The following is a 12,051-nucleotide window of genomic DNA, read 5'->3' as shown; positions in this document are numbered from 1 at the left end:
CTTGCTGCAATTGTCTCTATCGATAAGGGTTAGTCAGTGCTAACTAAAATACTCATCACATTGCTCGTCATTGCTGGTGCTATGGCATATTTGCGCCATGGCCGAAAACAACAACAGCAAGATACCCAAAGATATGAGCAGGCTCATGGTAAGGTGTCGGGTGCCAAGTTAAGCATTTATGGCGTGATAGCCTTATCACTTGTGGCGACGATGGCCTATTGGGGCTGGGGTTGGTATCAAGACAATACTGTGGTGAATGTGACGATTACATCACCGGTTGAGGGGCAATCGCAAACCTACCAGGTACGCCGTAAAGATATTGAAATGCAAAGAATTACTACCGTTGACGGCATTCAAATTCGTTTATCGAATCAAGAGCGGATCACCATTTCTCAAGTTGCAGACTCAGACGGACAATAATCAAACGATTGGTCGTTAGATATTTAAAAGGCTTGCTAACTTTCTCAAGCGGGAGTGTTAGCAAGCCTTTAGTCTTTATGAGTGTTAACTATTTCTGATTGTCGTTTTTGTTGATCAGCAAGATGATCAGCAGCAGTGCAAATAGGGTCACAATACTGACCTGAAGTTCACCCGAAATCACAAAACCCATGTTAGAGCCGTTAAGAATATCGAAGATATCTTTAAGTGCACCGACGGAAATTAGTGCCATTGAGCCAGACAGCACACTGGTTAAGCGCTTGGTATTACGACTTTGCAGCTGCTCATAAATACGTGCGCTTTCAGCAATAATTTCATCCTGACGATATTGGATTTTGGCTAGTGTGTCTTGAGTGCGGCTATGAAGATTCTCAAAATCCATATACTCAAAAACTTGCTTTACCATGCGAGTATGATCAGGGAAGGTCATCATACTGCCAGCGTTAATCAAATCCAGTAGCCAGTGAGCGTCGCTAGTAAATTGCTTCAGGCTTTTGCGCTCAGCTTTTAGTACTTCAATACGTGCTTTTAATACTTTGGCTGACTGTTTTTTTGAACCGTTAATAGCAGGTGTAGTCGATAGCTGATTTTTCTTGAGCTGCATGCCAAGTTCAGTATTCGTTAGTTGGAACATATTGGTAATAACTGCAGCTACATCCATCATTTCAGCGCTTTGGTCTAGCACCCAGTTAGGTTGTTCCAACAGACCTAAAACACATTCATGACGGTTGGTGTAAACAAATTCCTGACGGTTATAGCAGGCTTTATTTAGATTGTGTTCTTCGGCTGTGACTGTGCGCAAACACCAGTCATCAACCGCACTGCGAAGCTCTCGCTGCGGCAATACAAAAGCAGGGTAACCTATATGGGCTTTTAGGGCTTTAGCATCAACTGGGGTGAATTCGCCGTTCATGTACTCCATCATGCGATCGAGTCTTGTTGATACATAACGGTTTTCGACCGTGTTGTAGTGCAGCAGGGCGTTACCTGGTGTTTGTTCAATGTCAAAATGGGCGTGTAGTGCACTTGCTACCTCGGCGAAGCGCTCATCGGCAAATTCTTGGAATAAGCCGACTTGTTGGCCATTCCAGTGCATTAGCTGATCCATCGCAAACGGTGTGCCTAGCGACATTGCATGGCGCACGCCACTCGCGCTGACTTTATCTAGCTGGCCTTTAAGGTTAAGCGCAAAGATCCCCATCGGGTAATACACCAGCTCAATATCAAACTCGAGGTTAGTACAAATATCGCCATTGTCGCGAAATGGCATAGTGAGTTTGGGTAACTCCCATGAGTAGATATCAGCAAAGTCTTGAGAAATACCAGACCAGATATCGTTAAGCATGTTGCGCTGAGGAACCTTGTCGTTCCATTGTTCAAAGTAAAGCTTATGGTTAGGGCAGCGGTTGTCGATAATGTCAGATAGCACTTGACGAAACTCTTGGCTGACGTTGTGGCTGACCGTGGCGAAATAAGAAATGCTAATGGCGCCGCGCTCGATAAAGAGCTCGCCTGTCCCGGGCTTACGTTGCTCGCTAAAGAAGTCTAACGGCGGCCAAAGTGACTCGAGGTCTGTAGACATAATGTATTTATCGGCTTGCGTAAGCTGATCAACGGCCTGCAAGAATAGCGGCTTGTTTTGCGCCATTTTTGCAGTGAGCACTTTAGGATCTTGCCAGCGAATAGCGTATAAATCTGAAACCACTTTTACGCCGCTGCTGTAGTGTTTATAGGCAGTAAACTCTGGCAATAAATATTCAGAATAAATACTAGCTTCAACGTCATTAAACAGGTTGCTTAGCGCATTAACATTGGCAAGGTACACTTCAATATTTTCAGTGGCTTGCTGCATCAGCCATTCCTGACTGGTATAGATGCCTCGGTCGATTGTACAAATATCGATTTGAATCGCAGCGAACTTCTCTAGCACCTTAAGCAAGCGGCAATCTGGCATAGACTCAAGCGCAGTAATTGAAGAGCGAACTAAGGTTTCGGCGTGATAATACCAGTTACTTTCTTCTACCTCGTGTCTGGCTAGGCCATAACAAGCTGCAAACAGAAAAAAAGCTTGTTCATCTGTGAGGGCTTCACAGTGTTTAAGCTCAATCTTTGGCGTAGTTTCTATGCTTTCCACCATAGATAAGGCGCTAGATTTAGTGGCTTGTAACTCGGTTTTCGCCCAATGGAAACATTTCTCAAATTCTTCTTCTTGAATAAAACCAAAAAAGCTGTGGATTAACGGCTCAATGGATTTAATGTCGAAACTCATAATGCGTCCTGTGCTTGGATATGGGCAAGTTGCTTAATTAGTCTTGGGTCGTCATCACTGAGGTAATAGCTTTGACGGAAAATATGACCCACCATTTTCGTTAGTTTTTCTGGTGTGGGTTTAACAAGACTGGACTCAGCGTGATACATCAATGCCATAGGCGTTGACTGGTCATCGTCGTAGTGTGGTGACAAAAACTCGATGTTGAAGCGGATAAACCCTAAGCGTTGATAGAACTTTTCTGGCCCAGCTTCGGCTTCTACCAGTAACCAATGGTATTCATCACGCTTGGCAAAATAGTCGAACAATTCCTGACAAAGTTGTTTACCTAGGCCTTGTCCCTGGTGATTTGGCGAGATAAACAGATAACCCAGTAGGGCAAAGTTCATTTGGGGATACAGCTCGGTAAGTGTCATTCCAACAGCTTTACCGTCTATAACAGCGACAATACAGCGCGATGAACCTGCATTAACAGCAGCCGCCATTTCATCAATAGGCTCACGCTCCCACTGGGGGAATACCTCACAATAGATGGCCATTGATTGATCCCAAAGTGGACCTTGAGCTTGGGTAAGGGTAAGGATTTGCATGATTTATCTGATTGTTATCGTTTCAGAAATACTATCAAACCTTACCCGTAAATGACTAGATATCCTGATAGGGAAAACGACGAAAATCAGTTGTTGATCTTGTCTTTAAATTTAGCCTTAGTTGTATCGTCTGCTTTGTTGTACCAGTAATCCAGCATTTGTAAGATTTCAGCTTGATCTTGCTCAATGGTTTTGACTGTCATTTCTGTGCTAGCTTGCGGTGCTGGTGCACTTGGTGCCGTTGATTGAGGTTGGGGTTGTACTTGTGCTTTTGAAGCTGCCACGGGCGTTGCAACAGTAACCGCAGGTGCTAGCGCGGCTACAGATGCTCTATCACTACTTTGATTATATGCTGCGATTTCTGCTTGATAGTTACGCCCAAGTTGCATTCCACTGACCTTTAGGGTGTCGTATACAAAACTAACTTGATTGCCAGTATTGGTTTCAAGGCTAATTTGAGGATTTTTATTAAACTTTTTCCCAGCCTTTTTTGAGCGCACCGTACCCGCGCTTAGGGTAAGCGCATTTGTAGAAATAACCGAGGCAGTATCAAAGGTTACGACAATTACATCAGAGATAAACTTCTCGCGATTGCCTCGTTCCATGAAAAAACTGCGCACATTAAACACTAGCTGTTGTTTCGCCTTGGTGTCTTCTAGTCTTGTTGTGCCCTCATCTTCAACTAGCTCGCCGTTAACCGCAATGAGCTCAATGTTGTCGTCATACTTCAAATCTATGTTGGCACTCGCATTGGTGCTAATAAGTGTATTAGCAGCTAACAAGGCGATAAAAATACTTACCTGAGACAGACGGTTTAAAAGGCGAACTTGCATAGTGAGATGCTCCATGAGAGTTTGTGTTTTTAGCTTAGCGTAAAATGGGCGGCGACTTTGATTATTTAATCCAAGTGTCATACTCAATACCAACTTTGAGCTAAGTTGCTTATTTAGCCAAACGTGGGGCGATATTGCTCTGGTAGTTCGAACACTTTGCGCTCATTGCTTACTGGGCAAATAAACTCAAAGTAGCAACTGGTGAGTTTTAAGTCTGGGCTGGTTTCGTCGGCATCGCCGTGGAGGCGATCGCCAACTACGCTGTGACCTAAGCTTGCCATATGAATGCGTATTTGGTGCTTGCGACCTGATTCAATTTTTACCTGAACTAATGATTGATCTAGCTCGCTGTTGTATTGCAAACGTCTGGCTCGCGATAACGCAGGTTTATTATCAACATCGGTATTAATGGTGACTTCATCATCAGGGAAACGACCATTGACGATAACCTGATAATGTTTGCTCAAATTGCGGGTTTCGAACATTTTTGCAATGTCGCGAGTTGCTTGTTTGGTATGCCCAAGAATAATCAAGCCTGTTGCAGCTCTGTCTAGTCGATGAATTAGATAGGCACTGCGCTGCGGCGTGGCGTTTAGCTCAACAAAGCGATCAATCGTTGTGTGGTCGCTCCATTTTGAGCCCTGACAACGCATGCCGTAAGGCTTGTACCACAAGCTGTATTGCCCTTCATCAAATAGCATTTTTGCTGGAGTAACTTGCTCCGCAAGAATATGGGCGTTGTAGTACAGGTGTAGCTCGTTACCCACAGCTAGTGCTTTTTTGGCACGTCTCAAGCGCGAGGTTTGCTTACCACGAGTAAGCCATACCGCACCTTTTTGCATGGCATTTTTAATCACCTGTTTTGACAACTTGGTTTGCTCAGCAAGCAGACTCACTGCATCCTGGTCTGGCTGGCTTACCTTAATATGGCACTCTATTTTGCTTTGGGTCATGGGGTAGTTTGTTGTGATTGATCGCGGCAAAGCCATTGAATAAAGGCGATCTTACGTTATTTATTTGTTTAGGCACAAGATTCAAATAATGTTAACTCGAAATCCGCTGTTGATAGGGATATGATTGCTGCGATAAACCCATTTGGAGAACCACTTTTGGAACATTTTGTATGGAACGTTGACCCTGTACTGCTTAGTCTGGGGCCTCTGAAAGTACACTGGTACGGTGTATTATTTGCAACAGCCATCGCCGCTGGTTTTATGGTGATGAAGCACATCTATAAGCGTGAAAACTTGCCTGTAGAATCGTTAGACGATTTATTGATGTATTGCGTTGTTGGCATCATTGTAGGCGCAAGGCTTGCCCATTGCTTGTTCTATGATCCTGATTTTTATCTGAGTAATCCAATTAAGATTTTATATATCTGGGAAGGTGGGTTAGCCAGTCATGGTGGTGGTTTAGGTGCGATTCTAGCGCTGTTTTATTATCACAAAAAGATGCAACTACCATTCTTGTTCTTACTTGACCGCTTAGCCATTGCGACGGCAATTTTTGGCTTTTTCGTGCGCATGGCGAACTTTGTCAATTCAGAGATCCTTGGCGAGCCGACAAACTCAGCATTTGGCATTGTGTTTGCCCGCATCGATAGTGTTGCTCGCCATCCTGCGCAGCTTTACGAGGCAATTGCCTACCTCACTAGCTTTGCCGTGCTTTATTGTGTGTACCGTTTCACTTCACTCAAGCAAAAACATGGTGGTATTTTCGGGCTATTCCTGCTGCTTATTTTTAGCGCTCGCTGGGCAATTGAAGCGGTGAAAGTGAGTCAAACTGCATACCAAGAGCAGTTCTTAACAACAGGCCAAGCGTTAAGCGTGCCGTTTTTAGCTGTGGGTATTGTGCTATTTGCTCGCGCTTTATTTGTCGCAGCAAAACCTGATAAAGCCTGATAGCTCCTGATTTTTATAGGGCATGACTTAATAGAGCGTGGCTTAATAGAGCATGGTTTAACTGGCTTGAGCTTAATTTGAGCTATCAAAATGCAGTTGTGGCGTTGATGATTCAATTCCCGCAGCTGCATTTTTTTGTGCCTTTCTAATTAATTATGCTGACTAATCAGTGCTCACTTGTTGACCCTGAAGGGTATAACTTGTTCAATCATTGTACGAATATCTAGCACTTTAGTTGTAAAACGCCTACTGGTTGACCAGTAGGCGTTTTTGTTTGCCAAAATTGAGGTATGTTTTATACATACCTTTATACAGACATATTTTTACAAGGGTATGTCATACAAAACAGATACTTGGTAAGGAACACTGATGAAAATATCTGGCTCTTTCGACGTTGAAATGCAACCAATGGATGTTGATATCGCTGGTACAGACGGTAATCTCCTCGGGCAAAATAAATTGTTGAAACGTTATCAGGGAGATTTAACAGCGCAAAGCCAAGGCAGCATGCTAAGTGTAATGACTCCAGTTAAAGGCTCGGCGGGATATGTGGCAATTGAGAAAGTAGATGGCACGCTTTGTGGCAGGCAGGGCACTTTTGTATTGCAGCACTATGGCATTATGGGAGCAGGCGGTGAGCAACTGATTTTAGAGGTTGTGCCCGACTCTGGTACCAGTGAGTTAGTTGGGTTGAGCGGCAGCATGGCAATTCATCGCGAGAATGGTCAGCACTTTTACGATTTTGATTTTGAGCTTTAATGCTGTAGTCGTGTCGAGGCTCAAACTTTAATTAGCAAATGGATATTGTTTAATTCCAGCCTAGGAGCAGCATAAATGGATTTAGCGAAACAAATGCAATTAGCCTTAACAATAGTGCTTGCATTGTTAGTTATTGTATATGGCGCGTTTTGGAAGTTCGCCCGTGATGAAGTGTATTTTTTGTGTGGCAATTTTCATATTGGGGTGAGTGAGCGCAGTGTACTTAGGCAGCTCGATACGGCTGAGTTGTCACGCTATTCAATTGTGCCTACTTATACCGGCAGTACCATTACTTTTAGCAGCCCAATTAACTTTTCGTTTTATCAATGTGTGATCAATCTAGACGTTCACGGCCAGGTGAAACAAGCACAGTTTATTTAACCGTAAGTTAAGTAAAAGGCTGTTTATCTGAAAACTTGTATAGCTTGCCATCAGTTACCGTACGTAATGATGAATCGTTAACGAATGTCCTTGCTGCGAGTGTGTGCTAGCGCTAGTATCGGCCTCATTCGCTTATCTTTTCTCGCATTTTATTCCATGTCTAATACAGTCACTCACCAATCTAGTTCGCTGTCTGCTGCTGAAAAACAAAAACTGGCTAAACAAACACAGCGTCATCAGCAGATTAAAAAGCAAGTTAGGCAGAAATCTGCACTTGCAACCCAAGACTGCCACCGCGTGGTGTTGCTTACAGGCAATGGTAAAGGCAAAACCAGCTCGGGCTTTGGCATGGTATTTAGGGCATTAGGCCATGGGCAAACCTGCGCCGTGGTGCAGTTTTTAAAAGGTGATGCTGAGTGTGGAGAGCGTAATTTGCTTGAGCAATTGGGCGTTAAAGTGATCACTATGAATACAGGCTGCTCGTTTAAGGATGGTTACTGCGCCGAGCATGAGCGAGTACGTACTCAGCAAGTGTGGCAGCAAACTTTGCCACTACTTAACGATGCTAGGATCGACGTGCTACTGCTTGATGAGGTGACTTACACTCTGGCGCGCAAACACTTAGATGTGGACGACATGGTAGCTGCTATTCAAGCTCGCCCAGAAAATCAATCAGTTATTTTGACTGGCCGCGGCGCGCATAGAAAGCTTAAGCAAATCGCCGATACAGTCTCACAAGTCAACAATGTCAAACATGGTTTAGAGCAAGGATTGAAAGCCCGCAAAGGGATTGAGTATTAACTAGAGCTCGATATAAAGCCTAAGCATGTCCTGATGTTGAATACCGTTTTCGAAAATTGGCTGGTCATAGTTATCAATAAAATGGTCTTTTATCACTGCATCGACACGAAAACCGCAGCGTTGATAATAGCTTAGTTGATGACCAAAGGTGCCGGTGCCAAGCTCCACACGAGTGACCCCTTTGGCTTTTAATTGCTCCAGTACAAAATTTAGTAACGCAGTGCCAATACCAAGCTTTTGATGTTGAGGGGCAATACTGATATTCATAATCTCAACACTATGCGCAGCCTTTTTATCAACAATACATGCCCCAACAGCTGTTTCAGTGGTGGGCACATATGCCGCAAAGCAGAAACTCTGTTCATTTAAATAGCGTGCGATGCTATTAACACATGGGTCGGCTTCGAGCAGTAATTCGGTGGCGATATCGTTTGGACTAACTTCAATTAACTGCATGGTGGCTCGCGTTCCATTTTCGTTTGGTTAAGTGCGCATGATTCAGTACTGATGGTTAAGTGCGCATGATTCAGTTCATATAGAGCAGGGCACTTGGATTAAGGCATAGGTCTTACTATCGATAATTATAAAACAGCGGCGTAGATAATCTACGCCGCTGTTTTATAGGTTGAAGACTTGGTTAAATCTACTTGGTTCGTACGGGTTAGTTAACCAATTAATCCTGCAAACGAAATATCGCTTCAATGGTATCGGTAATGGCGATTTGTCCTTGCTGATAGCTTTGGTTGATTGCCCCTGCATCTGCCATTGCGCGCATTTCTGTGTGACGCTTAGGGACTTGATAGTCGTGATAACGCACTTGCCATACTCCTTGTACCTGAGTGTCAAAACTCTTGGCGATAGCTTGTGCTTTTTCGCGGGCATCTTTAATCGCTAACTCACGTGCTTGTTGCTTGTATTGCGCCTCTTTGCTCGACTTAAGATTGATTTGATTTACATGGTTAATACCTTGCTCAAGCGCACTATCTAATAGTTCATTTAGCATGTTCAAGTCTCGCACAGTGACTGTGATATCGCGGTGCGCCTCGTAACCTGTAAGTTGCCTGCCATTTTCTTTGTCGTAATGGTATTGGGCGCGCAAGTTTAGGTTAGCGCTAGCAATATCATTGGTAGCAATTTTGGCTTGCTTTAGTTTGCTGACAAAGGCGGCAACCGCTTTGTCTGATTCAGCCTTAGCTTGTTTGGCATTAGCCGCTTCAACACGCACTGCAACAACAATTTCAGCCATATCTGGCGATACTAAAATCTCGCTACTACCCACAGTTTCAAGGTGAGGAAACTCTGGCGCACTGGCATTTGCCGCGTTTGAGAACAAAAAGCATGAGCTAATAAGCAACGCAACAGCACCAATTTGACCTGCTAGGCGAGAAGGCTGGCGTGTAGATAGACGAGGCTGATTGAGAGTTAGCTTTTGAGATAGCATTTGAGACAGTTTTTGAGATGGCTTTTGAGATAGCTTCATAAAATACTCCAAAGAAATAATGTGAAGTTAGTTTGCGTAAACTAACGACTGTTGTTTGTGAAAGTTATTCCTATAAACGCAGCAGATCTGAAAAGGGGTTAAAAAATTTAAAATTATTTTTGAGGCTATGATTTAACTATTGCTAAAGTAACTAATGTAGTCATATTAGATACTAGGTTGGTGGTAATCGAGGCTTAACTGTTAAGGCAGGATATCAGCCACAATCAATAAGCGTGCGAAAAGGATAACAAGATGGCGATATGGCATTACTTAAAGTTTATGACCATTCACTTAATGGGCTTGTATGCCGTGGTAGTGATCACCCTAGGGCAGGAGTACATAGTCTATGGCTATCTGTTATGGACGATATTCTACATCGGCGGTGATGGCATCTTGGGCGATGACACCAGTACGCCTGAGTATAAGTATCCTAAGTTGCTGACCTGGCAATTATGGCTTGCTTTGCCGCTGCTTTGTTTGATTACCTTTGTGTTTTGCTGGCACTTCGCGCCAACTGATATTGCTAACTATGGCTATATTGTTGAGCAGCTAACAGGCTATAACGCCAACGCTGCTAAGAGTGCGACACCCTGGTATGCCAACCTCGTGTTATGTGTGTTTGTTGGCTTTGTCATTGGTGTGATTGGAACTGTGACAGGCCATGAGTTAATCCATCGATTAAATGACAAAATATCGCTCACCATTGGCCGTTGGCTACTCGCATTTAGCTTTGATGCGAACTTCTCGATTGAGCATGTGTTTGGTCATCATAGGCATGTGAGTACCGACATCGACCCTGCCTCAGCCCCAAGAGGGCGTAATGTTTATCAGCATATTTGGCGCTCTACCATTGATGGCAATATCAGTGCCTGGCGTATAGAGCAGCATAGATTAGCTAAGCGTAAGCAAGCTTTATTCTCCGTTCATAATCAAGCGTTGCGTGGCTATGCCATGAGTGTATTGCTAGTTGTTATTGTCAGTATGCTGACGAGTTGGCAAGGCTTAGCTTTTTTCGTCATTACAGCCTTGTGGGCGAAAGCCACGTTGGAGATTGTTAATTACATGGAGCACTATGGACTGGTGCGTGAGCGCGGTACTCGAGTGCAAGCCTATCACTCCTGGAATACCAATAAGCTGGTTAGCTCATGGTCGTTGTTTAACTTAACCCGTCACTCGCATCATCACGCCAAAGCTCAGGTTAAGTATCAAGACTTAAAACCCTACCAAGATGCACCAATGATGATCAGCGGTTATCTGTTTACTGTCACCATCGCGATGATCCCGCCACTGTGGCACAAGCTGATGATCCCCAAGCTAAAGGCATGGGATTGTGAATTTGCATCTGAGGCAGAAAAGGCACTGGCTGATAAAGCCAACCAGCAAACAGGGATGGCAGGTTATATGGCGATGCACGCTAGTTAATGGTTAATAGTTAATGGTTAATGGTTAATGCGCTCCAGCAAGTGATTCATCAGCTTATATCTAAGCTTCTATCTCTACTTTTGCCTCAGCTCGCACCTCAACCAAAACTGCTTCAATACTCACTGTTTGTCCTTGCTCTAGCTGACCAATAGCACGGCTTATTGCTGCATTGGCAGGCGTGGCGATGCCATGTTGTTTACCCAAATCCGCAACAGCACCATTTAGAAATTCAATCTCAGTTTTGCGTCCATCTTGAATGTCTTGCCACATTGACGAGCGTGCACTTGGGTCAATGTCGAGCATTTGTTTTGCTACGCGGGTAAATAAAAAATCGGGTAAACGCAAAATGCGGGGTAACCATGTTGGTTTTACCTTAGTCAGTTGCGCAATCGGCAACTTGGCTGCGGCGCAAATATCCAACCATTCTTGCATGGCACTGGCGAGCAGCTTGCGATATGGCTCGTGCTCAAGTTGAGTTTTTAGCGGTAAATCACTAATGGCGTTGATGGCATTATTAAGGTTTAGCAGCAATTTACCGTGGATGATTGCGTTAATGTCATCACTTGTTTGTGCAGAATTTAACTGCTCCAGCGCAGTAGTAACCGCTGTTAACTGAGGGTGTTTGGCAAATAAAAATGTGCCCTCAGTCGCTTGATGGTATACACCGTTAGCCTTGGTTATCACGTTGAACTGAGTAATACCTTGCACACATGGGCGAGGGATTAGTTGCTCAGCAATTTGCTGCTGACTGCCTAAGCCATTTTGCATGAACACCATGCAGGTTTGTTGATGGCTGATGGCAATTAAGTCTTCAGCGACCAGTGGTAAGTGGTGGCATTTTAGAGTGATAAAAATGATGTCGAATAACTCATTAGCTTCAGAGGCACGAGTAATTACGTTGTCGACTTGTACTCTGTCGGTTTCGCCATTGTAATGACTTAAACCTATGCCGCCGTTTTCGGTAATTAATTGCTTGGTGTAGTCACGACCAATAACAGTGACGTTAAAACCTGCCTGCGACAACTTACCAGCTAGATAACAACCAGTGGCACCCGCGCCAAACACGGCTATTCGCAGCGGTGATGTTGGCTCACTCGTTTGGACGGTAGATGCTGCATGTGGGTTGCTATTGTTATTGAGCTGGGACATTGAGCGCACCTTTATTATCTACACAAAA

General features: G+C 44.1%; 13 protein-coding genes. 6 read left to right on the top strand and 7 right to left on the bottom strand.

Annotated features, from left to right (window positions below):
- Nucleotides 1–36 precede the first annotated feature (36 nt).
- A complete protein-coding gene (locus EXU30_RS04745; RefSeq protein ID WP_130598063.1) occupies nucleotides 37–420 on the top strand; it encodes a hypothetical protein in 384 nt (127 codons plus the stop codon).
- Between the two features lie 88 nt (nucleotides 421–508).
- Here the strand turns inward: EXU30_RS04745 and EXU30_RS04740 are convergent, their stop codons facing one another.
- The 4 genes from EXU30_RS04740 to EXU30_RS04725 all read right to left on the bottom strand — a co-directional run bounded on the left by EXU30_RS04740 (nucleotide 509) and on the right by EXU30_RS04725 (nucleotide 5,083).
- Nucleotides 509–2,707 carry a hypothetical protein gene (locus tag EXU30_RS04740; RefSeq protein ID WP_130598062.1) on the bottom strand — a complete coding sequence of 733 codons (2,199 nt, stop codon included), beginning with the start codon at nucleotides 2,705–2,707 and terminating at the stop codon, nucleotides 509–511.
- Nucleotides 2,704–3,297, bottom strand: a complete 594-nt coding sequence (locus tag EXU30_RS04735; RefSeq protein WP_130598061.1) for a GNAT family N-acetyltransferase — start codon at nucleotides 3,295–3,297, stop codon at nucleotides 2,704–2,706. The genes EXU30_RS04740 and EXU30_RS04735 overlap by 4 nt, the downstream gene beginning before the upstream one ends.
- 86 nt (nucleotides 3,298–3,383) lie before the next feature.
- Nucleotides 3,384–4,211 carry a YccT family protein gene (locus EXU30_RS04730; RefSeq protein WP_130598060.1) on the bottom strand — a complete coding sequence of 276 codons (828 nt, stop codon included), beginning with the start codon at nucleotides 4,209–4,211 and terminating at the stop codon, nucleotides 3,384–3,386.
- Between the two features lie 32 nt (nucleotides 4,212–4,243).
- Nucleotides 4,244–5,083 carry a pseudouridine synthase family protein gene (locus tag EXU30_RS04725; protein ID WP_130598059.1) on the bottom strand — a complete coding sequence of 280 codons (840 nt, stop codon included), beginning with the start codon at nucleotides 5,081–5,083 and terminating at the stop codon, nucleotides 4,244–4,246.
- A gap of 156 nt (nucleotides 5,084–5,239) precedes the next feature.
- Between EXU30_RS04725 and lgt the strand changes: the two genes are divergently transcribed.
- The 4 genes from lgt to EXU30_RS04705 all read left to right on the top strand — a co-directional run bounded on the left by lgt (nucleotide 5,240) and on the right by EXU30_RS04705 (nucleotide 7,972).
- Nucleotides 5,240–6,031: a prolipoprotein diacylglyceryl transferase gene (gene lgt, locus EXU30_RS04720; protein ID WP_130598058.1), complete on the top strand. Its 792-nt coding sequence runs from the start codon at nucleotides 5,240–5,242 to the stop codon at nucleotides 6,029–6,031.
- Between the two features lie 369 nt (nucleotides 6,032–6,400).
- Nucleotides 6,401–6,790, top strand: coding sequence for a DUF3224 domain-containing protein (locus EXU30_RS04715; RefSeq protein ID WP_130598057.1), 390 nt, complete (start codon nucleotides 6,401–6,403; stop codon nucleotides 6,788–6,790).
- A gap of 75 nt (nucleotides 6,791–6,865) precedes the next feature.
- Nucleotides 6,866–7,171, top strand: a complete 306-nt coding sequence (locus tag EXU30_RS04710) for a hypothetical protein (RefSeq protein ID WP_130598056.1) — start codon at nucleotides 6,866–6,868, stop codon at nucleotides 7,169–7,171.
- A gap of 156 nt (nucleotides 7,172–7,327) precedes the next feature.
- Nucleotides 7,328–7,972 (top strand): cob(I)yrinic acid a,c-diamide adenosyltransferase, encoded by a 645-nt coding sequence (locus tag EXU30_RS04705; RefSeq protein WP_130598055.1) that lies wholly within the window; start codon nucleotides 7,328–7,330, stop codon nucleotides 7,970–7,972.
- Here EXU30_RS04705 and EXU30_RS04700 read toward each other — a convergent pair whose 3' ends face one another.
- Entirely contained in the window at nucleotides 7,973–8,428 is a 456-nt protein-coding gene (locus tag EXU30_RS04700; protein WP_130598054.1) for a GNAT family N-acetyltransferase, read from the bottom strand.
- A 217-nt stretch (nucleotides 8,429–8,645) separates the two neighbouring features.
- On the bottom strand, nucleotides 8,646–9,452 hold the full coding sequence (locus EXU30_RS04695; RefSeq protein WP_130598053.1) for an oxidative stress defense protein: 807 nt from the start codon (nucleotides 9,450–9,452) through the stop codon (nucleotides 8,646–8,648).
- Between the two features lie 252 nt (nucleotides 9,453–9,704).
- On the opposite strand from EXU30_RS04695, the gene EXU30_RS04690 reads away from it, so the two are divergent.
- Nucleotides 9,705–10,874 carry an alkane 1-monooxygenase gene (locus EXU30_RS04690; protein ID WP_130598052.1) on the top strand — a complete coding sequence of 390 codons (1,170 nt, stop codon included), beginning with the start codon at nucleotides 9,705–9,707 and terminating at the stop codon, nucleotides 10,872–10,874.
- Nucleotides 10,875–10,934: 60 nt separating this feature from the next.
- Here the strand turns inward: EXU30_RS04690 and EXU30_RS04685 are convergent, their stop codons facing one another.
- Complete coding sequence (locus tag EXU30_RS04685; protein ID WP_130598051.1) at nucleotides 10,935–12,023, bottom strand: 2-dehydropantoate 2-reductase; 1,089 nt, start codon at nucleotides 12,021–12,023, stop codon at nucleotides 10,935–10,937.
- Between the last annotated feature and the right edge of the window lie 28 nt (nucleotides 12,024–12,051).

Source organism: Shewanella maritima (assembly GCF_004295345.1).
In the GTDB taxonomy this organism is placed as follows: domain Bacteria; phylum Pseudomonadota; class Gammaproteobacteria; order Enterobacterales; family Shewanellaceae; genus Shewanella; species Shewanella maritima.
The sequence above is the reverse complement of the archived record's forward strand: the minus strand, read 5'-3'. Positions and strand labels throughout refer to the sequence as shown.